Annotated in this window: 22 protein-coding genes; 4 read left to right on the plus strand and 18 right to left on the minus strand. The window is 39.6% G+C overall.

The features are described from left to right. Window positions 1–92: 92 nt before the first annotated feature. Both dnaE and AB1471_RS02485 read right to left on the minus strand, forming a co-directional pair. Window positions 93–3,422: a DNA polymerase III subunit alpha gene (gene dnaE, locus AB1471_RS02480; RefSeq protein ID WP_367777979.1), complete on the minus strand. Its 3,330-nt coding sequence runs from the start codon at window positions 3,420–3,422 to the stop codon at window positions 93–95. A 24-nt stretch (window positions 3,423–3,446) separates the two neighbouring features. Continuing rightward, the gene (locus tag AB1471_RS02485) at window positions 3,447–4,379 is read right to left on the minus strand and encodes a DHH family phosphoesterase (protein ID WP_367778119.1); all 933 of its coding nucleotides are present in this window, start codon (window positions 4,377–4,379) and stop codon (window positions 3,447–3,449) included. Window positions 4,380–4,472: 93 nt separating this feature from the next. On the opposite strand from AB1471_RS02485, the gene AB1471_RS02490 reads away from it, so the two are divergent. After that, window positions 4,473–4,793: a YtpI family protein gene (locus AB1471_RS02490; protein ID WP_367777980.1), complete on the plus strand. Its 321-nt coding sequence runs from the start codon at window positions 4,473–4,475 to the stop codon at window positions 4,791–4,793. A gap of 44 nt (window positions 4,794–4,837) precedes the next feature. Here AB1471_RS02490 and AB1471_RS02495 read toward each other — a convergent pair whose 3' ends face one another. Further along, complete coding sequence (locus tag AB1471_RS02495) at window positions 4,838–6,148, minus strand: DRTGG domain-containing protein (RefSeq protein WP_367777981.1); 1,311 nt, start codon at window positions 6,146–6,148, stop codon at window positions 4,838–4,840. A 141-nt stretch (window positions 6,149–6,289) separates the two neighbouring features. Beyond that, window positions 6,290–6,970: a metal-dependent hydrolase gene (locus AB1471_RS02500; RefSeq protein ID WP_367777983.1), complete on the minus strand. Its 681-nt coding sequence runs from the start codon at window positions 6,968–6,970 to the stop codon at window positions 6,290–6,292. A 172-nt stretch (window positions 6,971–7,142) separates the two neighbouring features. Here AB1471_RS02500 and AB1471_RS02505 point away from each other — a divergent pair, with 172 nt between their 5' ends. Beyond that, complete coding sequence (locus AB1471_RS02505) at window positions 7,143–8,240, plus strand: M24 family metallopeptidase (protein ID WP_367777984.1); 1,098 nt, start codon at window positions 7,143–7,145, stop codon at window positions 8,238–8,240. A gap of 109 nt (window positions 8,241–8,349) precedes the next feature. Here the strand turns inward: AB1471_RS02505 and ald are convergent, their stop codons facing one another. Continuing rightward, window positions 8,350–9,501 (minus strand): alanine dehydrogenase, encoded by a 1,152-nt coding sequence (ald, locus tag AB1471_RS02510; protein WP_367777985.1) that lies wholly within the window; start codon window positions 9,499–9,501, stop codon window positions 8,350–8,352. A 382-nt stretch (window positions 9,502–9,883) separates the two neighbouring features. After that, on the minus strand, window positions 9,884–10,225 hold the full coding sequence (locus AB1471_RS02515; protein WP_367777986.1) for a DUF4064 domain-containing protein: 342 nt from the start codon (window positions 10,223–10,225) through the stop codon (window positions 9,884–9,886). A 304-nt stretch (window positions 10,226–10,529) separates the two neighbouring features. Between AB1471_RS02515 and AB1471_RS02520 the strand changes: the two genes are divergently transcribed. Continuing rightward, window positions 10,530–11,012, plus strand: a complete 483-nt coding sequence (locus AB1471_RS02520) for a universal stress protein (RefSeq protein ID WP_367777987.1) — start codon at window positions 10,530–10,532, stop codon at window positions 11,010–11,012. A gap of 429 nt (window positions 11,013–11,441) precedes the next feature. Here AB1471_RS02520 and AB1471_RS02525 read toward each other — a convergent pair whose 3' ends face one another. From AB1471_RS02525 to sppA, 8 genes are all read right to left on the minus strand, one after another. Continuing rightward, entirely contained in the window at window positions 11,442–12,278 is an 837-nt protein-coding gene (locus AB1471_RS02525; protein ID WP_367777988.1) for an EcsC family protein, read from the minus strand. 139 nt (window positions 12,279–12,417) lie between these two features. Further along, window positions 12,418–13,602 (minus strand): acetate kinase, encoded by a 1,185-nt coding sequence (locus AB1471_RS02530; RefSeq protein ID WP_367777989.1) that lies wholly within the window; start codon window positions 13,600–13,602, stop codon window positions 12,418–12,420. 221 nt (window positions 13,603–13,823) lie between these two features. Next, window positions 13,824–14,810 (minus strand): class I SAM-dependent methyltransferase, encoded by a 987-nt coding sequence (locus tag AB1471_RS02535; protein WP_367777990.1) that lies wholly within the window; start codon window positions 14,808–14,810, stop codon window positions 13,824–13,826. Between the two features lie 186 nt (window positions 14,811–14,996). Further along, a complete protein-coding gene (tpx, locus tag AB1471_RS02540) occupies window positions 14,997–15,497 on the minus strand; it encodes a thiol peroxidase (RefSeq protein ID WP_367777991.1) in 501 nt (166 codons plus the stop codon). Between the two features lie 92 nt (window positions 15,498–15,589). Further along, window positions 15,590–16,009: a GerW family sporulation protein gene (ytfJ, locus tag AB1471_RS02545; RefSeq protein WP_367777992.1), complete on the minus strand. Its 420-nt coding sequence runs from the start codon at window positions 16,007–16,009 to the stop codon at window positions 15,590–15,592. Then, window positions 15,993–16,610, minus strand: a complete 618-nt coding sequence (locus AB1471_RS02550; RefSeq protein WP_367777993.1) for a DUF2953 domain-containing protein — start codon at window positions 16,608–16,610, stop codon at window positions 15,993–15,995. The genes ytfJ and AB1471_RS02550 overlap by 17 nt, the downstream gene beginning before the upstream one ends. 91 nt (window positions 16,611–16,701) lie before the next feature. Then, entirely contained in the window at window positions 16,702–17,265 is a 564-nt protein-coding gene (locus AB1471_RS02555) for an RDD family protein (protein WP_367777995.1), read from the minus strand. Between the two features lie 14 nt (window positions 17,266–17,279). Then, window positions 17,280–18,281, minus strand: coding sequence for a signal peptide peptidase SppA (gene sppA, locus AB1471_RS02560; protein WP_367777996.1), 1,002 nt, complete (start codon window positions 18,279–18,281; stop codon window positions 17,280–17,282). Between the two features lie 178 nt (window positions 18,282–18,459). Here sppA and AB1471_RS02565 point away from each other — a divergent pair, with 178 nt between their 5' ends. After that, complete coding sequence (locus AB1471_RS02565) at window positions 18,460–19,260, plus strand: NAD kinase (RefSeq protein ID WP_367777998.1); 801 nt, start codon at window positions 18,460–18,462, stop codon at window positions 19,258–19,260. Between the two features lie 70 nt (window positions 19,261–19,330). Here AB1471_RS02565 and rarD read toward each other — a convergent pair whose 3' ends face one another. The 4 genes from rarD to AB1471_RS02585 form a co-directional block, all read right to left on the minus strand. Continuing rightward, the gene (rarD, locus tag AB1471_RS02570; RefSeq protein ID WP_367777999.1) at window positions 19,331–20,254 is read right to left on the minus strand and encodes an EamA family transporter RarD; all 924 of its coding nucleotides are present in this window, start codon (window positions 20,252–20,254) and stop codon (window positions 19,331–19,333) included. Window positions 20,255–20,407: 153 nt separating this feature from the next. Next, a complete protein-coding gene (locus tag AB1471_RS02575) occupies window positions 20,408–21,970 on the minus strand; it encodes an amidohydrolase (RefSeq protein WP_367778000.1) in 1,563 nt (520 codons plus the stop codon). 143 nt (window positions 21,971–22,113) lie between these two features. Then, window positions 22,114–23,691: an acyl-CoA synthetase MbcS gene (gene mbcS / locus AB1471_RS02580; RefSeq protein WP_367778001.1), complete on the minus strand. Its 1,578-nt coding sequence runs from the start codon at window positions 23,689–23,691 to the stop codon at window positions 22,114–22,116. A gap of 165 nt (window positions 23,692–23,856) precedes the next feature. Next, window positions 23,857–24,054 carry an alpha/beta-type small acid-soluble spore protein gene (locus tag AB1471_RS02585; protein WP_367778002.1) on the minus strand — a complete coding sequence of 66 codons (198 nt, stop codon included), beginning with the start codon at window positions 24,052–24,054 and terminating at the stop codon, window positions 23,857–23,859. Window positions 24,055–24,062 lie beyond the last annotated feature (8 nt).

Consider the following 24,062-nt stretch of genomic DNA (forward strand, 5'->3'; position numbering starts at 1 on the left):
AATTTATGGGTGTTACCCCTATATAATTGGTCAGGCCACATATCTCTCTTTCCACTATATCAAAAAAACGTTCATAAAAGCAATTTCGTTTCTTATTTAATAATGACGTTGTTGTCTCCTAGAAGCTGTTTAAGTCGAGCTGGCAGAACACCATGTAAATGAATCCACTCTGTTCGTTGCAACTGGATCGTACGCTTTGTTTCTTCTAAGTGAACAATCACAGGTGTGTTTCCATTGTTTTTTCTACATATCTCTCGTACATCTTGAAGAGTTGATTGTTGCTCGAGTTGAGGTGGGATACGCAAAAAAAGCTTATGATTGCTTTCACTTGCTTGCCAATCTTGTGCAAGCTTCACTTCTTGAATCACAACCTGAACCTTGCCATTGCGCTCCTCTATCTTTCCTTGCAAAATGACTACAAACCCTTGCTTTAAAATGGCAGAACCATGGCGATACGTATCTGGAAACGCCACTGCATCGACATCTCCGGTTGCATCACTTAAAACTACAAATGCCATGACTTCCCCCTTTTTTGTCCGAATCATTCTCACCTTTGTAATTAACGCTCCAATGATAACTGAACGCTGCCCAGCTCGTAATTGATCAGTAGATTTAGCTTGTAGATTCAATAGTTTTTCTTCGATAGCTGACACAGGATGCGCGGATAAGTAGAGCCCAAGAACTTCTTTTTCAAATGCTAACTTTTCTTCTCTAGGCATCGGTGATTTTTCAATATATTTTGGGCTTATTCCAAAGTCATCAGCAAATAATCCACCGTCCTCTGATTTCAATAAAGAAGCGTGTTCAATCGCTACGGCAAGTGTCGCAAGCAGTGTTGAACGATCTATTCCAAAATCATCAAGCGCACCTGATAAAACAAGCGATTCCAACACTTTGCGATTTATTGATTTTGACGGCACACGCACACATAGGTCAAATAAATCTTTGTACGGTCGTTTCATTCTTGCTTCGACAAGATCAACAGCGGTCGCTTTTCCTATTCCTTTTATTGCACTAATACTGTACCTAATCCCTTCCTTTTCGACTGCAAAGTACCGATGACTATGCCCTATAGAAGGAGGAAGAACGTCAATATTCAGACGTTCACATTCACGTATATACAAACGTATCTTCTCTTCATTTCCAGTTACTGATGTCATAAGCGCAGCCATAAAATGCTTTGGGAAATGTGTTTTTAAATAAGCGAGCTGATAGCCTATTAAACTATAGGCAACTGCGTGACTGCGGTTAAACCCATAATTGGCAAACTGCACGATTAAGTCGTAAATATTGTGAGCAGTCTTTTCTTCGTACCCTCTTTTTGTTGAACCCTCGACAAATATTGTTCGCTCACGGTCTAAATCATCTTTCTTTTTCTTACTTACTGCCCGCCTAAGCATGTCTGCTTGCCCTAGCGTAAAGCCCGCCATCTTTGCTGCAATTTGCATAATTTGTTCTTGATAGACAATGATGCCGTACGTTCGAGCTAATATGTCTTTCAAATCATTATGAAGATAGTGAACAGCTTCTCTGCTGTGCTTACGTTTAATAAAAGAAGAGATATGGTCCATCGGGCCTGGACGATACAACGCATTAACAGCCACGATATCCTCAAAAGATGTAGGTTTTAATGAAGTAAGAACATTTTTCATGCCTTCTGACTCAAGCTGAAAAACACCTGTTGTCCACCCTTTACTTAGCAGTTCAAACGTTTGTGAATCGTGATTAGGAATGTCTTCAAGTCGAAATCTCTTATTCTCATTTTGTTTAATGGACTTTGTGATTCGCTCTAAAATCGTTAAGTTACGTAGACCGAGAAAATCCATTTTTAATAAGCCAACGTCCTCTAAAATATCCATAGGCCATTGGGTTAAATGGATATACTCTTGACCTTGCTGGAGAGGAACAACTTCAACGAGTGGACGGTCGCTAATAATAACACCAGCCGCATGCGTCGAGGTATGACGAGGTAGACCTTCTAATTGTTTGGCTACATTAAACCACTGTTGATGACGAGCGGATTGATCCACAAACTGACGAAGATTAGGAGATTCACGATAGGCATCTTCAAGAACAATGCCAATTCTTGACGGGATTGATCGAGAAATCACTTCCATTTCACCATTCGAAAAACCATATACACGTGCAGTATCTCTCGCTACAGCTTTTGCTGACAGCGTACCGAATGTCATTATTTGCGCAACATGCATCGCACCATATTTTTCTGCAACGTACTGAATCACTTCATCACGTCGATGGTCCGGAAAATCAATATCAATATCAGGCATTGAAATTCGCTCAGGGTTTAAAAAACGTTCAAACAATAAGTTATGCTCAATCGGATCGACTTGAGTAATAAATAATGCATATGCCACCAGTGATCCTGCTGCAGAACCACGCCCTGGCCCAGTCAGGATATGCTCTTGTCGCGCAAACTTCATAAAATCCCACACGATTAAAAAATAATCATTGAAAGACATTCGGTCAATAACAGACAACTCAAACATCAAGCGTTCTTCGTACTGGTTCGGGATGTTGTTGAGTCTTTTTTTCAACCCTTCTATACAAAGATGCTCTAACACTTCTTTTGCAGTAACATCATCCGGAATAGGATATTTAGGTAAATACGTTCGAGTAAAATCAAGTTCAATGCAGCAGCGTTCTGCGATTTGGAGTGTATGTTGTAATGCATCTGGGATGTCCGAAAAGCGTTTTTGCATTTCGTTTTTCGCTAAAAAGGAATAATTTCCTTCTAGCCGATCCCCCTCTATCTTGACGCCATCTCGAATCGCTGTCACAACTTCATAGCTAAAGGCATCCTCTTCATTTAAATAGCGTACATCGCCAGTGGCAACAAGCAGAACTTCACACTTCTTGGCAAATGAATGCAGAGATTCGTTCAGCTCTTCATCTTTACTTATGTCATGGTCTTGCAAAGATAAATAAAATGAATTTTTTCCAAACATCTGCTGATAGAGCAACACGCGTTCTTTTGCCTCATCCAATAATTGCTGCTGGACAAGCTGTTCTATTTCACCTGCACGCCCAGGAGATAAAGCGATCAGCCCTTTTGCATAGGAGGATAACCACTTATGTGGGATTCCTTTAGGGGATTTTGTTTGAAGAACACTCGATATTTTGATTAAATTTTCGTACCCATGTTGATTTTCTGCAAGTAATACGAGTGGGTAAGCGCGTTCATCCACCTCTACCCAAACGTCAACTGTCATACCAATGATCGGTTTGATACCCGATTTTTTGCACGCACGATAGAAAGGAATGACTCCATAGAGTACATTCCGATCTGTTATTGCAAGTGCTTTAGCTTTGTCCTCTTGCGCTTTTTCCATCAAAGCAGAAAGCGTGATCGTGCTAGACAAGAGGTCAAACGAGCTCGTTAACTGTAAATGAACAAACGACATTCTGCTTCCCCCTTTACTTAAACCCTACTTACAAATTCCAATTAGCTTTTCAACAACTTCATCTGCTGTCGACCATTCTTTAATTGAAGCGCCAGACGCCATTGGATGTCCACCACCATTGTATTGCTTAGCAAGTTCATTGACGATTGGACCTTTTGACCGAAGGCGAACACGTATTTCAGATTCTTCTTCAATAAAGAACACCCACGCTCTCATTCCTTTTACACTACCAAGCGTACCAACCAGAAGTGAAGCTTCAGATGCTGTAACATTGTATTGATCGAGCATTTCTTTTGTTAGTTTAATATAAGCGGCACCATCTTCATTCATCAAAAAGTTTTGCAACACGTATCCTTGAAGCTTTAGTACATGAGGTTCTATTTCATACAATGAATTAAATAATGTCGTGCGATCAAAGCCGTAACGAATTAGTTCACCTGCATAATCGAATGTTTTTTGAGAAGTGCTTGGAAATAAAAATCTTCCTGTATCCCCGACAATCCCAGCAAATAGTAGACGAGCTGCTTCTTTTGTCATTTTAAGCCCTTGTTCTTGACCTTCAAGGTAAAGTTCATAAATCATTTCACTAACCGAACTTGCTGATGTATCGACCCATAAAAGATCGCCATATGCATCTTCATTTGGATGATGGTCAATTTTAATAAGCTTTGCTCCAGTTGTATAACGGCGATCATCAACTCTTTCTTCATTTGCTGTATCACAAACAATAACTAAAGCTTCATCAAAAACATCATCTGATAGCTCATCTAATGTACGTAAAAAAGCTAGAGATTTTTCAGGTTGACCAACTGCATATACATTTTTTTCTGGGAAAGATGCTTTAATAATCTCCGCTAATCCACCTTGAGAACCGTATGCATCAGGATCAGGACGAACATGACGATGGATAATAATTGTTGAATATTCTTTAATGGAATCGATAATTTGTTGTTTCATCATTAAAATTTTCTCCTTCAAGATCAAAAGTGGCATTTCGACAATATTCTCGCTACAATAGGATTAAGAATGTTCTTTATTGGAGGAATAGGAATGCCGATCTTAGTATTTTTTATCATACTGTCTGCAGTAGCTTATCTTTACTTTAAAACGAAGCAAATCCGCTCACCGCGACCTGTTGAAAAACAATGGCAAGCAAGTCGTGCTGGAATTGCACTTGGTTTAGGAATAGGTTTCTTTGGTGTTAATCAATTGTTCCTATTTAATTTTGAATTAGCAACTAATTTGATTATAACGTACATCATCGCAACGATTTTTATCCTCGTTGGCTTTGGTAGTGCATGGTTGCGACTTAAATTTTACCGCCATCTAACCCCACTCCTTGCAAAAGAAGAAGTGGAGTGGAAAAAATAAGAAAAGCAACAACCATAAAGAACCGGTGCTTAGCCGGTTCTTTATTATCTATCTAACAACTGACACATCATCATTGCTTTTCCCACAAGGTTTCCTTCACTAAAGACCTCAACGTCCACTTTCCCAAATTTTCGACCAACGTCTAAAAGTCTTGGGCAAATTTCAATTGTGCTTTCCATTTGCATAGGCTTGATAAAGTAAATGGTAATATTCTCAATAACAAGATCGCTTCGTTTAAAATCTTTTAAGGTGCGGTTGGCTGCTTCCGTTATGAGCGATGTAAAAACGCCATACGAAATGGCACCGAGTTGATTCGTCATTTGAGGGGTGACTTGAAAACGGTAAGGCTTGTCAGCATCTTTTTCAACCGTCAATTCTTTAAAAACGAGATCATCGATTGTCTCACCGATCTGTGGCTGCCGTTGAATCATTTGAAGTGCTTTTAATACATCCTGCCTACTAATCACACCTTCAAGACGATGTTGCTCATTAACTACCGGCAGAAGCTCGATGCCCTCCCATATCATAATATGAGCCGCAGAAGCGACACTTGTTTTACCGCTTACCGTCAGCGGTGAACGCGTCATCACTCGATCAATCGCCTCTTGACTATTTCTTCCTATAATATCTTTCGACGTCACCATGCCAATTACCTTCATTGATGCTTGATCTAAGACTGGAAAACGGCTATGTGCGGTTTCTTTATTTAACTTAGACCATTGATCAATTGTGTCTTTCATTGTTAAATAATAAGCATTCTCAAAAGGAATCAAAATATCCTCAACAAGAACAATTTCTTTTTTTATGAGCTGATCATAAATGGCACGGTTGATCATTGTAGCTACAGTAAAGCTGTCATAACTCGTTGAAATAACTGGTAATTCTAAGTCGTCAGCCAGCTTCTTCGTCCGTTCATGCGCATCAAAACCACCTGTAATCAACACCGCAGCACCTGCTTGTAATGCCTGTTCATGTGCGCGTGTTCGATTCCCGACAATTAACAAATTTCCTGCTTCTGTGTAACGCATCATGGCTTCAAGCTTCATCGCACCAATGACAAACTTATTTAACGTTTTATGTAATCCAGCTCGCCCACCAACAACCTGACCATCAACAATGCTGACCACTTCCGCAAAGGTAAGTCGCTCAAAATTTTCTTTTTTCTTTTTTTCAATTCGGATTGTTCCAACACGTTCGATCGTACTGACTAACCCTTGATTCTCTGATTCTTTAATTGCGCGATAAGCGGTTCCTTCACTAACATCTAATTGCTTTGCTATTTGACGCACAGAAATCTTGTTGCCAACAGGCAGTGATTCAATATGCAATAAAATACGTTCATGTTTCGTAGCCACAGTCTGTTCCTCTCTTTCACCCCGAGCATGTATTCGCCTTTTTATTATACTCGTTAAACAATCGTCCGTTCAATGAAACGTTGTTTTTAGATCAAATAAAAGCTCGCGCTATGAATATTTCCACATCACGAGCTTTTAATTCTATAATTGCAGAAAGTCTCCAGCATGCATAACTTTGCCTTCCCCACCATTGATTAATTTCACAAAAGCGTCTGGGTCTTGTTTAATTGGCGGAAAAGTATCGTAATGAATGGGGACAACCACTTTAGCTTGTAGCAGTTGGGCCGCATAAGCGGCATCTTCAGGTCCCATGGTAAAATTATCGCCAATGGGCAGAAACGCCAAATCAATCGGATGACGTTCTCCAATGAGCTTCATATCACCAAATAGAGCTGTGTCTCCTGCATGATAAATGGTTTTACCTTCAACCATTAGTAATACGCCTGCTGGCATGCCTGTATAAATCATTTGTTGATCTTCTGTTGTGTAAGAAGAACCATGGAATGCTTGGGTCAATTTAACTTTCCCAAAATCAAACTCAAACGCACCACCAATGCTCATCGGATGGGTTTTTACCCCTTGCCATTCTAGATAATTTGCAAGTTCAAAGGGTGCGATAACAAGCGCATTGCTTTGTTTCGCGATCTCAATCGTATCTCCCACGTGATCATTATGTCCATGTGTTAAAATGATCACGTTTGGTTTCTCATTTTTAACTTCTAGATCCGTAAGTTCATTGCCGTTTATAAATGGGTCAAAAAGAAGCGTTTTTCCGTTCGTTTCTACTTTTACAATTGAATGTCCGTGATATGAAATCTTCATTCTAACATTCCTCCTCAACAAATTTTCGAATCCCATCATACCCCTGCACTCTTTCCCTTAATCATATCGTTTAAAACATTCGGTGTGCTCAGTTAAATTTTACAATGTGTTGTAAAATTGCTATGATTTAAATGGAAATTGGACAAATTTGCCCAAGGAGGCGGCCGAGAACTTGACTACTAAAATTGAACATGTTCAACAATATTTAAAAAAGAATGCACTTGATGGGGCTTTTTTAACATCAACCGAAAATGTATTTTATACAACTGGGTTTAGAAGCGATCCGCATGAACGCTGGTTAGCTGTATTTGTGCCATCTTCGGGAGATAGTGTGTTAATTTGCCCAGCTATGGAAGTTGAAGACGCACGACATAGTGGATGGACCGGAGATGTAATCGGTTATAGCGATACAGAAAATCCAATTGCCTTGCTACGCGATCTTGTTGTTACGCGAGCGGAGTCATTAAAATCTATTGCGATTGAAAGTGGACATTTAACGGTGGATCGTTTATCGATTTTAAATGAATCATTTGGGGAATTTGCCACTCACTCAATTGATCAATTTATGAATGACTTACGTGTCGTCAAAACAGAAGATGAGCTTGTACATTTACGAAAAGCGGCTTCTTTAGCTGACTTTGCGATTGAAGTCGCATGTGCAGAGTTGGCCGAAGGAAAATCAGAGCTAGATGTCCTCGCGACAATTGAATATGAATTGAAACGCAAAGGCATTACCGAAATGGCTTTCTCCACTATGGTGTTAACAGGTAAAAACGCTGCTTCTCCACATGGCACACCAGGCCTCACTAAAATTCATTACGGGGACTTAGTGTTGTTCGACTTAGGCGTCGTCTATAACGGCTACTGCTCGGATATTACACGTACTGTTGCGTTCGGCGAAATTGGCAACGAACAGCGCAAAATCTATGAAACCGTTCTTAAAGCTGAGCAAACGGCACTTGAGATGGTTAAACCAGGTGTAAAAGCAAGTGATTTAGACAAAGCGGCTAGACAAGTGATTATAGATGCTGGCTATGGTGAGTTCTTCCCACATCGTTTAGGCCACGGTCTTGGCTTAAATGTTCATGAATATCCATCCATCACATCAAGCAATGACCTCGTTCTTGAAGAAGGGATGACTTTTACGATCGAACCAGGTATATACGTACCTAACGTGGCAGGCGTTCGAATTGAAGACGATTTACTTGTGACAGCGGATGGTTGCGAAACGCTGACAAAATTCCCAAAAGAATTACAATTTTATAGATAAGAAGCAATCAGTCTAATCGACGAGTTCTTCAGGACATCAAAAAAGGATGCTGCATTTGGCATCCTTTTTTAATGTGATTTGAACGTTACTCTCAGATAAATCTCTACATCTAGCTACGACTAGCTGCTTTCGCTTTCTCTGGTTCTCTTGAAAGCAATTCTCTTACATTTGCATAGTCCAAACCATGTGCTTCTGCAACTGCATTGTAGGTTACAAAACCATCTAAACAGTTGATGCCCATCATTAATGCTTCATTATCTAGACATGCTTGATGGAAGCCTTTGTTGGCAATTTGAACAGCATAAGGAACTGTTACGTTTGTAAGGGCCATTGTTGATGTACGAGGAACCGCTCCTGGCATATTCGCAACCGAATAATGGACAACACCATGCTTTGTATACGTTGGGTTGTCATGTGTAGTAATATGGTCAGTTGTTTCAAAAATTCCACCTTGGTCAATCGCGATATCAACGACGACTGCTCCCGTTTTCATCGTTTTAATCATTGCTTCAGGAACAAGTTTTGGTGCTCTAGCTCCCGGAATCAGCACCGCGCCGATCACTAGATCAGAATCAGCTACACTTTCTGCAAGATTCAATGGATTAGACATTAATGTTGTTACATCTTTTCCGAAAAGATCATCTAGCTGACGCAAGCGATCCGGATCTAAATCAAGAATCGTCACTTCTGCTCCAAGTCCTACAGCCATTTTAGCAGCGTTCGTTCCGGCAACCCCACCACCTATAACTGTCACTTTTCCTCTTGAACACCCTGGTACACCAGCAAGAAGTATCCCTCTTCCACCATGTGTTTTTTCAAGAAATTGTGCTCCAATTTGAGTCGCCATACGACCAGCAACTTCACTCATCGGTGTTAATAGTGGTAATGATCCATTTGACAGTTGGACCGTTTCGTATGCAATCGCAACGACTTTATTGTCAACTAAAGCTTTTGTAAGCTCTGGTTCTGGCGCAAGGTGAAGGTATGTAAAAAGAATGAGCCCTTCGCGAAAAAATCCATACTCAGTTTCAATCGGTTCCTTTACTTTCATAACCATATCAAATGACCATGCTTCAGCAGTTGAAGAAGCAATTTTGCCACCCGCACTTACATAATCTTCATTTGTAAAACCTGATCCGAGACCAGCATCTACTTCAACAAAAACTTCATGTCCATGATTTACTAGATGATGGACACCAGATGGCGTAATTGCCACACGATTTTCGTTGTTTTTTATTTCTCTTGGAATTCCAATACGCATCTTAAAAACCCCTCCTAATTGTGAATCTCCTCATCCGCCAACATTCCCAAGAATAAAAGGAATGTTAAACATCTCCATCTTAACAAATGTAAATGATGATGTCTCACTTTTATTTTTAAAATTAAAATAATTCATAATATTATTTCTGATCAAGTTATAGCATGTAAAATGTAGACAGATCATTAGATACTTCTTTAGAACTGGAGATGTACAGGAAAACAATCGATTATGCTAAAAAATTGAAATTACACTTTGGTTTGAAAAAAATCCGTATTGAGAAAAATTTTTTCCCTCAATACGGAAGACTGTACTAGCTGTTCAAACGGTCGCTTCTCTTTGAATGGGCTTCTCACCTTTGTCACTACTAAGAGCTAGAAATCTTTTATGCTGCTATGTTTTGAGCTTTTGGTTTTCTAATAACGCCCATTAATCCTGCTGGAATAAGGAATAAGGCTGGAACAACACCAAACAAACTAATAGAAATAAGGATTGCAACACCACTAATTAACATTAACCATCCACCTAGCTTTGCTTTAAACTTCACAACAATTGACCCAACAATAGCAAGAGCACTAAATAAGAAAGCGCTTGTACCTAATCCGTTTAGTTCTGTGCTTCCACTCACTGCTTCATCTACTGCACCCATGAACAATGCCATGAACGCTCCCCCAAACCCTATTAATCCACCCAAAATACCTAAAATCATTTCAGTCGTTCTACTCATTTTTACCTCTCCTCTTTATCTGAATATTTTATTTTATTACCTACCAAATCTATCATGTTAATTTTCACTTTACAACAATATTATTATATTTAACCAATAGGGATAATAACTGGAAAATAAGAACAGGCTTATGTTCAGCAATTATTACACTCGTTTTCATCTTAACTAGATTTACATATGTACTTTTACGACAAGTTGTACATGAAAGAACAAATAAGCGTTTCCACTCTTATTTGTTAATCGAGTTAAATTAAATCAATTTTCTGTTAATTGTTGTACAATAAGACATAAGGAGGCGATAAATATGGCACTCAGTTATGACCACATTCTAGTGGCTGTCGATGGATCAAAAGAAGCAGAATGGGCATTTAAAAAATCGATCGATATTGCCAAACGAAACGATGCTACGCTGAATCTACTGCATGTAATCGACACACGTTCATTTGCCGTTGTTGAAGCATATGACCGAAGCGTAGCAAAACGAGCACAAACATTTGCAGAGGAAATGCTTGCCGGTTACAAAACCGAAGCCGAACGCAAAGGCGTAAACAAAATTAATATTTTTGTCCAGTACGGTTCTCCTAAGGTACTAGTACCGAAAGAGTTCGCTAAAAAAGTAGAGGCTGACCTCATCATTTGCGGAGCCACTGGCTTAAATGCAATGGAACGCTTTTTGATCGGCAGCATTTCTGAACATATTGTCCGAGCAGCAAAATGCGACGTACTCGTCGTTCGCACAGACCAACCTCCCAAAAAAGAACAGGCGCAAGAGGATTTTACCATTTAATTCAAAACGAAGCAGGTGATTCAGTGAGCAATCGGGATAAATGCACGATCGATCAAGGAGTTTGAGTAAAATTCCACAATAAAATCGCGGTTACTTACAGCATCTAATCACCTGAATACGTAGTATCACTTTTTTATTTTGCACCATATATAAACAACCTCTTTCCGGTTTTTATTTTAATAACGTATATTTTTTCTTTAGTAAGGTAGGTCCATGCAATAGTTAGTCCTCTACAGCGAGAGGCGTGGGGTGGTTTTTCGAGACTGTTCGGTAGGTCAGAATGGTTATCCATTTTAGGAGAGGTATACATGGTGAAAAAAAGAAGCTATTGTGAATAGCGGAAACCTGTAACCCGATCATATAAAATCACACCTTAATTGTAAAACAACAAAAAACATCCACCTTCACTAACAGCAAAGGTGGATGTTTTTAGTCATCTTGTTTATCGATTAAAAAGCGATACTGATAAAACCGTTCTGCGAAATCTGTTACACGTCTCGTTAATCGGTAATTGGATATCGCCCCTATTGACATGGACAGTAAAGGGATATTGGAAAATTTCTTTTTGCGAAATAAATTAATCGCTGAGGATTTCACTAATTGTTTCATTGGTCCTTCCATCCAGCGTTCGTTCGTCAGTTCATCATCGCCACTAAAAAAATAATCTAGCTGCTCGGACTCTAATGATTGAATGAGCTCATCCCAAGCTCCAGCCTGGTAACGAATCGGCATTGTCGCTGCATGAAATACTTTTAAGGAAAGCGTCATTTCATAAGGGATCTGTACATCTCGACCGTATGCCGCTGCGATAATCTGTATCGCACGAATATTAAGAATTGTCATAGCAAAAAAATCCGTTCCAAATGCTACCGCTCCTCCAGTACCCGCGACTCCCCCTTGTACGAATGAATACAGTTTATGGCGACCGCTTTGTTGTAGCGCAATATAATGAAGCTGATCAATTCTGAGCTGTTGAAAATCATTTAGGTGAGATACAGTCTCATCAAAAGCTTGTGCAGTAGCCAACAAGCTTTCGTGTGTATCTCGCTGTATATTAGAGCCTTGAATCAAATTATGTAGGTTAAATAAAGCCGAGTCTATACGAGCAAAAAACTCTTCTTTCACTCCGTCAGGTAAGCTAGAAAGGGAAGCATCAAACCATCTTGAAAACGTGTGGGAAAAATCATCTTGCCTGTATTTACCGAGCTCATTACGCCAATGTGAGATTTCTTCATAGACCTCTTTTTCACGTGTCGACCACGCCATGGACCTCACCTCTGCTTTTACATAAGTATAACATGCCTACTAGTTATATCTTACTTAGAATTTCCCTTTTCATTAGATTTTTTTCATCAGAAAAACCTGCAAATTCTCTTAAAAGAGAACTTGCAGGCTTCGTATCCATTTATGTTAATCGTATAACGTCTCGAGCAATCATGACCTCTTCATCGGTCGGAATTACTAGTACCTTTACAGGTGAATGTGGATAGTTGATAAACGCTTCTTCCCCACGTGTTTTATTTAGTGTTGGGTCCCAATACACGCCCATAAATTCAAGACCTTTTAATACTTCCGCACGGATGACGTCGCTATTTTCACCGATTCCGGCTGTAAAAATAATCGCGTCAACGCCGTTCATGCGAGCAGCATACGATCCGATGTATTTATGAATACGGTTAGAGAAAACATCCAATGCAAGCTTAGCACGTTCGTTTCCTTCGGCTGATTGTGTTTCGATATCGCGAAGATCACTTGAAAACCCTGAGACACCAAGCATTCCAGACTGTTTGTTTAATACATCAAGAACACCTTCAGCTGATTTGTCTGTTTTCTCCATAATGAATGGGATAAGCGCTGGATCGATATTTCCGCTTCGAGTTCCCATCGTTACACCGGCAAGTGGTGTAAAGCCCATTGATGTATCGATCGAGCGTCCGCCTTCAATTGCCGCAATACTTGCACCGTTCCCTAAATGACAAGAAATAAGACGTAGCTGTTCTAGTGGACGACCAAGCATTTCTGCTGCACGGTTTGATACATATTTATGCGATGTACCATGGAAACCGTATTTACGAATGCCAAACTCTTCATAGTATTGATACGGCAAGCTGTATAAAAATGAACTCTCAGGCATTGTTTGGTGAAATGCTGTATCAAATACTGCTACTGCAGGCACATTTGGTAACACATTGTGGAATGCACGGATTCCTGTAATGTTTGCAGGGTTATGCAAAGGTGCAAGGTCTGATAGCTCTTCAAATTTACCGATTGTCTCCTCTGTAATTAAGACTGAATCATTGAAAACTTCTCCCCCGTGAACTACGCGGTGTCCGATGCCATCAATTTCATCAAGTGAAGTGATGATTCCAGCCGAAGTTAATTTTGCGAGTAGTAAATCGACCGCTACTTCATGGTCTGGGATATCTGTAATTTCTTTTTGTTTTTCACCGTCTACAGTAATCGTGAAAACAGAATCATTTAAGCCGATTCGTTCGATAATTCCTTTTGTAATAACCGTTTCTTCTGGCATGTCAAAAAGCTGAAATTTTAACGATGAGCTTCCAGCATTGATTGCAATGACTTTTGTCATAAGGGGTTTGCTCCTTTTATTCAATTTATTTCTAATATGAAAATGGTTATACCAAATTGGTCGTCCATACTAAGTATTGTTTATCCTTGTTCATTTAATCATTGAATACCGTGCACTTCAAGAAAAAGCTTGTAGTGACAGCGCTTACAAGATGAAGTGTTTATTTTCAGAAAAAAAACGCGTACCGACTTGAATGGTCGATACACGCTTTTATTATGAAATTATGATTTATTTTCATCCATCCAAAGCTGGATTTTTGTCATCATCGATTCAACCGCTTGTCTATTGCTAAGCTTTGGCATTTCTGCTAGAAGTACTTGCTGAGGCGGTGTAACATCTTTGTGTTGACGCTGAAGAATTAAGATACTTTTCGCTGATTGTTCATTTTTAAATAGAGAAGTCGGTAGCTTAAGCAGCCCTTGAATATGTACATGTTTTTGTAAATATTCATGAAGCTGGCCAGCTAGTGGCGATTCAAAGAGGCTATTGGGCACTAAGAAAAATAAATAGCCACCTTCTTTGACGTGCTGAACACTTTGCTCCATAAATAAATGATGTGCATAAGAATGCCCTTCTTTCGCTTGTAGGTCGAAGTCTGCAGCACGTACATCATCGGGATAATAGCCAACTGGCAAATCACTCACTACAGCATCGACTGGATCAATAAATAATGGATGGAGCGAATCTTGCGTATACAGGTGAAGAGGCTGCTCTGTTAAATTTGCCAAAACGTAAGCTAGTCGAACTAATACTTCATCAATTTCAACACCATGGGTTACTGTCACTTTTCCTGAGAGCTGGTTCATAATCGCAAGGGCTAGGTTGCCTGTCCCAAGAGCTGGATCTAATAGCGTTAGTTCTTTTTCACTGCGTGTAAATTTATCTAGTAAAAAGCCAATAACCATCGCAATTGAATCAGGTGTCATCTGGTGATTCGGTTGAATGTGTTCCTTCATTCCTTTTAAAATCGTTAATTGGAATGCTTTTCGCACATCTTCTTTTTTAAATGTTTCTAGAGGATATTCATCATATTTTCTAGCTAAACGTTTCTGTAGCACGTCGTCAATATCTTGACTGATTTCGCCACGAAACCAATTTTCTCCGCTTTCAGCTAACGCCTCTAAAAAAGAAGACGCATGTGCATCCTGCAAAGCTGTCGTCGTCTCATTTAACATCGTAAAAATCGACTCAACGGGAGAATGACTCATTGCACTAATTCCTCCTGTCCATAGTATCAACAACCTATTCTACCTTTATATACGGAAAAATGGAAGTGAAGTGGTTTTAGACGGTCTTCGTTCATTGAAGGAGACAGCCCCGAAAGCATTCAAAAAACCACAAAACATGGGTTCTGTGGTTTTTTTCATTCGTTTTCGCAGTGTTTGTTCCTTTGCTTATTGTAATGCTTTAACTGCCTCAATAGCAGCTTCGTAATTAGGGTGCTCAGTTGCTTCGCTTACATACTCTACGTAAGTGACGACGTTATTGCTATCGATAACGAATACAGCACGCGCTAGTAATCTAAGTTCCTCGATTGCCACACCGTATGCTTTTCCGAATGATAGGTCACGATGATCAGAAACTGTTTGAACGTTGTCAATGCCGTTCGCTCCACACCAGCGACGTTGTGCAAAAGGAAGATCAACCGAAACCGTTAAAATCGTTGTATTGCCAAACCGTGCTGCTTCTTCATTAAAACGACGAGTTTGAGCATCACATGTACCAGTGTCAATCGATGGGACAACACTAATTAAACGGACCGATCCTTTTGAATCATCAAGTGTTACAGGTGAAAGATCATTTGCTAGCACAGTGAAATTAGGCGCTTGATCCCCAACTTTAACCTCTGACCCTTGCAATGTAACAGGATTATTTTTAAATGTAATAGCTACCATGTGTAACATCCTCCTTATGGTGTATGATTTGTTTTTACTCGTTCATCATACTGAAGTTAAGGGAGAACAGGCAACTAATATGCAACTGATCGCTATTGATATGGTGGCGGTTCAGACTGACGGTTTTGTGATTGTGACAATTGTTGTTGGATTTTCGAAATCGCTCCAGGTGCCAAATCCATTAATCTTTCTAGAATGTGTGTACCATCGTTTAGATGATGCATTTTGACCCCGTCTTTTCCAACAATTAAAAATGCTATAGGCGTGATGGACACTCCTCCACCACTTCCGCCCCCAAATGGATGTTCAGATGATTCCAACCCTCCACCCGTGTCATACTCTGATTGAAACTCACTTCCACCTGCCGCAAATCCAAAGCGTACTTTAGAAACCGTCATAATCGTACTACCATCGTGTGTTTCAACAGGATCTCCGATGATCGTGTTCACATCGACCATTTCCTTTAATTGTTCCATCGCTGTGGACATAAGTCCTTCAATTGGATGTTCCATGAATCCCACCAGCCCTTTTTTGTTTTGACATTCCACTTTCTATCCATAGACGAATGCCGATTATCATAAGGTGCCCTAAGGGGATTGATACTATGCATGAAGCCGTCATTTTAAATACAACTTGTCCGTAGAGAGGGACAACATTATGTACTGGTTTGCATGCGATTGTCACTGTTCGTTCTAAAAACGTGCGAATCAACCCATGAACAGTCCACAAAAGAGCAGTGAGTGTTGCTGTATGATCCGCTTGACCTACACCAAATCGAATATCGGTCGTTAAACGATCGACTGAGCTTTTTTTTACTATACGACGGATATGTTCTTTGCCATTTTTAACGGAATTTAAAAATTGGTCATAGTTGTTTTTCATGTGCTGCAGATCATTTGGTGTGAACGTTTTCTCTTCTTTTTTATTTGATTGCTGTTCTTCATATTTTAATGAAAGTCCCTCTCTTTTCATAAAAGGGATCGATACCTTTTTCGAAAAGAGTCCATGTAAAAGTTTAATGGTAAACTCGATTCGATCATCGTTACCTGTTTTTATGAGCAACATGTATATACGTATCTTAGAGAAGAAGCAATAGATTACGACGAGCGTCAAGAAAGTGGTGACTCCTAGAAAAATCATCATACAATCCGACCTTTTCATTGTTTTCCCTATTATGTCCAATAACCACAAAAAAAACCTGCCACTAGTTCATGGCAGGTTTTACGAGTACTGTTCTTTCGTGAATAACCGTTGTATCAGCTATAAAATCGTGAATCCCTTGTTTTTTTGGTGTAAATGCAACAACAAGATATAGCGGAAATGTCAAAATGACGAGCGCTGTATGAATATAGCGTCCAATCAATTCTCTAAACACCACTGTAGACCAGCCTAGATCTTCCCTCTTAAGCGTAATGACTTTTAAGCCAAAAATCATTTTACCAAGTGTTTGTCCTAGAAACTTTGTCATCAATACAAAGTAAGCAAAATAGGTGATCGTTGTCACGATGTTAACTACACTAAACATTCCACCATCATTTGCAATTCCTATAATGCGAAAGACTGGATAAACGAGTAACCCATTGATTGCTGCAATAACAAGTACATCAAATAAATAAGCCCAAACACGCATCCAAAATCCACCGTAGTGGGGAGTTAAAACTGGATTAGGCTTGTCGACAACACTTCTTTGCTCATACTCCTCGTTTCCAACCTGCTGCCCAGCAAGTGGTGCAGAAGGCTCAAGTGATCGCTCGTCTTTATGATTCAATATGTGTACCTCCCTTAACCAGCATACAAGTACATCGGACGTGGACCGCCTAGGCGATTCATAAATTCTGATAGTACCTGACCTTCTAAACCACCAAATACTTTATTTGCTTGCAGTGAAAGTAACGACCCAAAGCTATTTGTCATCGTATAGTTGATTACTTGTGCTCCTTCAAGTTCAAGGTCTTCTTTTAACGCTGCAATTACGTCTTCTTCATATCCGTATTCATCAATCAAGCCTAACTCTAGCGCTTGAATCCCATTGTAAATTCGACCATCAGCAATTTCTCTTACGCGTTCTTGTGACATTCCACGACCATTAGCAATGACGTCAACAAAACCATCATAGGAATCGTTTAAAATACTTTCAACGATCTCTATATCTTCTTGTTTAACTTCTCCTGTTGGACTGAGCATATCTTTAAATTCACCAGACGTGACGGTTACGAATTCAACTCCGAATTGCTCAGCTAATTTACCATAGTTAACGCTTTGTAAGATCACACCTAAAGAACCTGTCATCGTTTCTTTACTTGCAAAGATTTTGTCTGCTGGAGCTGCTACGTAATAACCACCTGATGTTGCTTGAGCGCCCATTGAAACATAAATCGTTTTCCCTGTTTCTTCTTTTATTTCTACAAGCTTGTCGTGAATTTGCGCACTTTCAACCACACCACCACCAGGTGTATTGACACTAAGTACAATTGCTTTAATAGAAGAGTCTTCTTTGACGCTATTGAGTTGGTTCATAAAATGCGTATGATTGTAGCCAACATTGCTAAGTAAGCCCCCTTGTTCACCTGTGTCTTGAATCGTGCCAGTTAAATCAATTACTGCAATTCTTTCCGAACTATTGCCAGGCTCCAATACACTTTCTTCTAAACCTTCTGTCGTATCTAGTGAAGCGAAGACTTCATCAAGGTTTGTTGTAAACAAGGTCGTTACTGCATTGATACTTACAGAAGTGATAAACAAAACCAATGCAACTCCTAACGCGATCCATCTTTTCCCAGACATTGTTTGTTCCCTCCTTTGAAGCTCTCAGTCCTTATATGATCAGCTTCAGTTATATTTCAATTCATGGTACACTTTATAAGTACCTCTTGTATATTCCATCCACTCCATTAAATAGGCGAACCTTACATATCATACCAAACATATGCTCAATTAAACAATGTTTTAGGAGGGAATTAAGTTGGATAAACGTCGAAACATGTATTTTTATGCTCGTAAAGATCAAAAAACGAAAGAACAACTTCTCACGTTAAGTGATCTTGCTGAACGCTATGGATTTACGGTTGTGCGTGATGCAAAACAAGCAAATATCATTGTTAGTGTCGGTGGCGATGGTACCTTCTTACAAGCCGTACGTAAAACGGGCTTTCGGCAAGACTGTTTATATGCAGGCGTATCCACTTCAGAAAGCCGCAGTTTATATTGCGATTTTCACATTGATGATCTCTCCACAATGATCGAAGCGATGACAAAAGAGCAAATTGAAGTTCGTAAGTATCCAACGATCCAGGTAACAGTTGATAGTGAGACAAAATTTTTATGTTTAAATGAATTTAGCATTCGCTCTGGTATTGTTAAAGCGTTCGTGATGGATGTTCACATCGATGACTTACATTTTGAAACGTTTAGAGGGGATGGCATGATTATTTCCACTCCAACTGGTAGCTCCGCTTACAATAAATCGGTCGGTGGTGCAGTGGTCGATCCAATGATTCCTTGTATGCAAGTGAGTGAGCTTGCTTCTCTTAATAACAATCACTTTCGTACACTCGGTTCATCCTTTATCTTGAGCGGACAGCGCAAACTAAAACTAACAATCGTCCAAGATGGTAATGACTATCCTGTCATGGCACTCGATAATGAATCATTAGGTGTCAGCCATGTAAAAGAGGTCGATCTTATATTGAGCGATCAGGTCGTTAAAACAGTAAAATTAATAGATAATTCATTCTGGGAAAAAGTAAAAAGAACATTTTTATAAGAAAGCGAAATCGGCTCTTTCAACTCCGAGTCTACGCTACTGCCGTCACCATCTAAAAAAGGTACACGAGTTAATGCCCGTGTACCTTTTTTATGCGTCTTGGTAGTGCAACATACCATTTCGAGCGTGAAAACGTAAATAGGGTTAGACCTGCCCAGATAAACAAGAAAGAAATAAAATCAATTAAACTAAAAGGTTCACCATATACAAACACACCAAGTAAAAGTGTCAAAGTGGGTGTGATGTATTGCAAAAAGCCAATCATATAAAGTGGAATGCGCTGCGCACCTTTTGCGAAAAATAATAATGGAATAGCTGTCGCTACACCCGCTCCAATTAATAACAAGTCAGTATCAAGCATACCTGAGAACAACGAGGGTGTTCCCTTACTAAATAAATAGCCGATATAGATCATAGCAATTGGCATAATCGTGAGTGTTTCAAGCGTTAAGCCAATTGCCGGGTCTACTTTTATCATTTTTTTGACAAGCCCGTACAATCCAAAAGACATCGCTAATGTAAGTGCAATCCACGGGAAATTTCCATAGGAAGCCGTAATAATAACAACTCCTATTAGCGCTAAAATAAACGATGCAACTTGGACTCTGGACAGTATCTCTTTTAGTACAATAACCCCTAATAAAACTGACACGAGTGGATTGATATAGTAACCTAAACTCGCTTCAACCATTTGATTTGTATTAACCGCCCAAATATAAATAAACCAATTCATGCTTATTAGTACCGAGGCCGTTATAAGTGCAAGAAGTCTTTTTTTTCGCTTGATGAGCGCTAACCCTTCTGCTTTGAATGCACGCAGATTTCCTGTCACCATCAACAAAAGGAGCATAAACCAAAATGACCAAAATACACGATTAGCCAATATTTCGTCTGCGCCTACATCTTGCAGTAGTTTCCAATATATTGGTAGTAATCCCCATAATATATACGCAAATGTTGCAAATACTATGCCTTGTTTTTCTTCCTTCTCCATGCTATTCTCCATTCCTTTGAGTTCCGAAATAAAACTCATTATACGCCCGAATTGGATAAGTAGCAATACAAAAAACGATTTACACACAAGCAAAAAACATAGGCAATCATAAGATTCCTCTAATAAGAAAAGGACGCTCAATTGAACGTCCAATTAATCACCTTCATAAACCGTTTTACCATCTACAACGGTGCGTACAACTTTCATTGTTAAAAGGTCGTCAATAGGTGATGTAAAAGGATCTTTTTCTAGAATAGTAAAATCGGCTGCATAGCCTTTGTCAATGACACCACGATTTCCTTCGTGGTGACAGGCAAAAGCACTCCCTTTTGTGAAAAGAGAAATGGCATCGTATAATGATAGACATTCTTCTTCACCAAAGACTGTTCGATCTGTACTCCCAGACTTTGTTCTCGTTACAGCAGAATGGATTCCAAAAAGCGGTCCCAAAGGTTCGATTGGAGCGTCTGAGCCACCAGCGCACGCTATCCCACGCGCAAGTAACGACTTCCAAGCGTAATTCCACTGCATACGGTCTTCCCCAATCCGTTCAACGACCCACGGAAAATCCGACGAAACAAATTGCGGTTGAATATCTAGCACTACTGATAATTTTTCTGCTCGTTTCACTAGTTCTTCATTTAATATTTGTGCATGTATCAAACGATCACGTTGACCATTTAACGACGGGTATCGTTCAATCGCGTCAAGCATATATTCAAATGCCAAATCGCCAATTGTGTGTACTGCAATTGGCATATCATACTGCCGTGCTTTATACACAAGCTGCTTCAATTTTTTGGGACTATGTACAGCTACACCTTTTGTTGAGGAATCGTCTGCATAACCATTTTTCAATAAAGCCGTTCGCCCACCTAGCGCTCCATCAGCAAAGATCTTCATCGCTCCAAATTCAACATAGCTAGAACCTGATAAAAACGAATGACCTTGACGATGCCAATCTTCAATGACTTGATGGTGAACAAGTAAATGCCCCCTAAAATAATGACCTTCTTCTTCTATGACCTTTTGAAATGCACGATACGTTCGTGTAAAGTCACCATAATAGCTTAAGTCCTCCGTGTGCCCACCTGTTAAACCAAGTGACCAAGCATATTTCACAGCTTCTCTAAGCGATGCTTGAATGTACTCATCTTCAATTGGTGGGAGTGCTGGGATCATAAAGTCCTGAGCTTGATCTTTTAACAGCCCGGTGAGAGATCCGTCTTTCCTACGATCAATGATCCCTCCCTCAGGATTCGGTGTTTGATGATCGATTTTGGCAATATCAAGTGCCAGTGAGTTTGCAACACTCGCATGACGACAAATTCGTTTAAGAAATACAGGGTGATTGGGTACAATCTCATCTATCTCTGTAGCCGTAATTACTTCAGGCACTGCCCATTCATTTTCATTCCAGCCATCACCTAAAATCCATTCTCCTTCAGGAAGAGAGTCTGCTTTTAGCTTTACTGCTTGCATCACTTCAGCCTTTGATTTCATTTGGGATAAGTTCAACCGCAATAATGTTTCACCCACTGCTATTAAATGAAGATGACTATCTACAAAACCTGGGAAAAGGGTTTGACCTTTTAAATCAATCTTCTCCTCGATCGGACCTTTTGATCGCTTTGTGACTTCTTCTTCTATACCATAGTCAATAACTTTTCCGTTATATGTCAAAATCGCCTCAACTAATTGATTTTCTTCTTGCATCGTATAGATCGTTCCGTTTGTCCAAAGTTGCGTAATACTAAAACCTCCTAAATTGCGTTAAAAAACACCAAACACCGATGCAGCACAATCTCGACAACCCACTGCTCATTCGGCGTTAGGTATTTTTTCAAAAGGTCGTGTAATTACAAAGTGGGAGTATCTTGCTCTTGTTTTCGTAACTCAACACGACGTATTTTGCCTGAAGCTGTTTTAGGTAGTTCGGCTAAGAATTCAATTTTTCGTGGATATTTATAAGGTGCTGTTAACTCTTTAACATGGTTTTGCAGTGACAATACGAGTGTCTCATCGACTGTCAAAGATTGATCTCGTAATACGACAAATGCTTTAACAATATTTCCTCTTGTCTCGTCCGGACTTGCGACTACTGCGCATTCTTGAACAAGTGGATGCTTTATGAGGGCGTCTTCTACTTCAAAAGGTCCAATTGTATATCCAGAGGAAATAATGATATCATCACTTCTACCTTCAAACCAAAAGTAACCTTCCTCATCTTTTTTCGCTCTATCCCCTGTTATATAAAAATCGCCTCTAAATTGCATCTCTGTTCGTTCAGTGTCTTTATAGTATCGTTTAAATAGAGCAGGGGTATCTTTATGAACTGCAATATCACCAACTTCTCCTGCAGCACAAGGTTCACCCTCATCATTTATAATGTCAACGTGATTACCAGGTGTTGGCTTACCCATTGATCCTGGCTTCAGTTCCATCCCATTCATAATACCAACAAGAAGTGTATTCTCCGTTTGACCATAGCCATCACGGACACAAAGGTTGAAATGACGTTCAAATGTGTCGATTACTTCTCTATTTAACGGCTCACCAGCAGATACAGCACTTCTAAGCGATGAAAGATCATATGTTTCCAATCCATCAACTTTTGCTAAAATGCGGTATTCAGTTGGTGTGCAACAAAGTACATTCACCTCGTATTTTTTTAATAAATTTAAATATGTTGTTGGCTCAAATTTACCCATATATACTAAACCCGTTGCACCTGATCCAAGTACAGATAAAAACGGACTCCATATCCACTTTTGCCAACCAGGACCAGCCGTTGCCCAAACAACATCTTCTTCTTGAATGCCTAACCATTTCGGTGCAGCTGTTCTCAAATGTGCATAAGCCCAACCGTGCGTATGAACAACACCTTTTGGTTGACCAGTCGTACCAGATGTATAAGATAAAAATGCCATGTCATCTTGTTTTGTAGGAGCTGTTTGAAGATGTGCCGATTCCTCATTCATAATTGATTCAACACTAAGCCACCCTTTTTCGTCACCACCAACTACAAAACGGTGCAAGTTATTCAGTTCTTCAATCCCTTTAAACTGTGAGATAAAGGGTGCGTAAGAAACAACTGCATTTACTTCACCGTGATTTAATCGATACACAATATCTTCTGCACGTAGCATTTCTGAGCTAGGAATGACAACCAATCCTATTTTTAAAGCAGCTAAGTAAAGTTCATACGCTTCTATTAAACGTGGCACCATAATAAAAATCACATCACCTTGTTGCAACCCTGCCCGTTTAAAAGCATTTCCTATTTTATTCACATGCAAAAGCATGTCATCATATGTAATTTGTTTTGTTGCTCCGCCTTCACCTTCCCAGAAAAGAGCTGTTTTTTTTCCAGCAAACTTTTCAACTTCTTCGATTACATTATAATTTTCTGGCGCTAGTAAATCCTCACGTTTCATAAAATACCCCTTTCATTACTAAAACTATCTTTATCATACAAAATATTCTGATAAAATAAAAGCGTAAGAGGACGTTTAGCTCAAGGTAAGTAGAGGGCTTGAGGAGCTAGCCATTAAAACAAAAAAATCGGTGGCTATACTAGCCACCGATTACTTTGTTTTTTATTATTTTGAACCACCAATTTGTTGTTCAGCCATTTGAACAAGACGTTTAGTGATTTCTCCACCTACTGAACCGTTAGCTCGAGATGTAGAGTCTGCTCCAAGTTGTACGCCAAATTCTGTTGCAATTTCATATTTCATTTGATCTAATGCTTGTGCTACACCTGGAACAACCAGTTGGTTTGATCTGCTGTTTGCCATGTGTTTTC

This window comes from Jeotgalibacillus marinus (assembly GCF_040801915.1).
GTDB classification, from domain to species: Bacteria; Bacillota; Bacilli; order Bacillales; family Jeotgalibacillaceae; genus Jeotgalibacillus; species Jeotgalibacillus marinus.

Bases quoted from the DNA above. Each gene is read 5' to 3' on its own strand.
- AB1471_RS02515 (WP_367777986.1), bottom strand. From the start codon at position 10,225: ATGAGTAGAACGACTGAAATGATTTTAGGTATTTTGGGTGGATTAATA.
- AB1471_RS02485 (WP_367778119.1), bottom strand. From the start codon at position 4,379: ATGAAACAACAAATTATCGATTCCATTAAAGAATATTCAACAATTATT.
- AB1471_RS02585 (WP_367778002.1), bottom strand. From the start codon at position 24,054: ATGGCAAACAGCAGATCAAACCAACTGGTTGTTCCAGGTGTAGCACAA.
- sppA (WP_367777996.1), bottom strand. From the start codon at position 18,281: ATGTCTGGGAAAAGATGGATCGCGTTAGGAGTTGCATTGGTTTTGTTT.
- mbcS (WP_367778001.1), bottom strand. From the start codon at position 23,691: ATGAAACGTGAGGATTTACTAGCGCCAGAAAATTATAATGTAATCGAA.
- AB1471_RS02525 (WP_367777988.1), bottom strand. From the start codon at position 12,278: ATGGCGTGGTCGACACGTGAAAAAGAGGTCTATGAAGAAATCTCACAT.
- AB1471_RS02500 (WP_367777983.1), bottom strand. From the start codon at position 6,970: ATGAAGATTTCATATCACGGACATTCAATTGTAAAAGTAGAAACGAAC.
- ald (WP_367777985.1), bottom strand. From the start codon at position 9,501: ATGCGTATTGGAATTCCAAGAGAAATAAAAAACAACGAAAATCGTGTG.
- dnaE (WP_367777979.1), bottom strand. From the start codon at position 3,422: ATGTCGTTTGTTCATTTACAGTTAACGAGCTCGTTTGACCTCTTGTCT.
- rarD (WP_367777999.1), bottom strand. From the start codon at position 20,254: ATGGAGAAGGAAGAAAAACAAGGCATAGTATTTGCAACATTTGCGTAT.
- AB1471_RS02535 (WP_367777990.1), bottom strand. From the start codon at position 14,810: ATGAGTCATTCTCCCGTTGAGTCGATTTTTACGATGTTAAATGAGACG.
- AB1471_RS02530 (WP_367777989.1), bottom strand. From the start codon at position 13,602: ATGACAAAAGTCATTGCAATCAATGCTGGAAGCTCATCGTTAAAATTT.
- AB1471_RS02575 (WP_367778000.1), bottom strand. From the start codon at position 21,970: ATGCAAGAAGAAAATCAATTAGTTGAGGCGATTTTGACATATAACGGA.
- AB1471_RS02520 (WP_367777987.1), top strand. From the start codon at position 10,530: ATGGCACTCAGTTATGACCACATTCTAGTGGCTGTCGATGGATCAAAA.
- ytfJ (WP_367777992.1), bottom strand. From the start codon at position 16,009: ATGGAACATCCAATTGAAGGACTTATGTCCACAGCGATGGAACAATTA.
- AB1471_RS02490 (WP_367777980.1), top strand. From the start codon at position 4,473: ATGCCGATCTTAGTATTTTTTATCATACTGTCTGCAGTAGCTTATCTT.
- tpx (WP_367777991.1), bottom strand. From the start codon at position 15,497: ATGGTAGCTATTACATTTAAAAATAATCCTGTTACATTGCAAGGGTCA.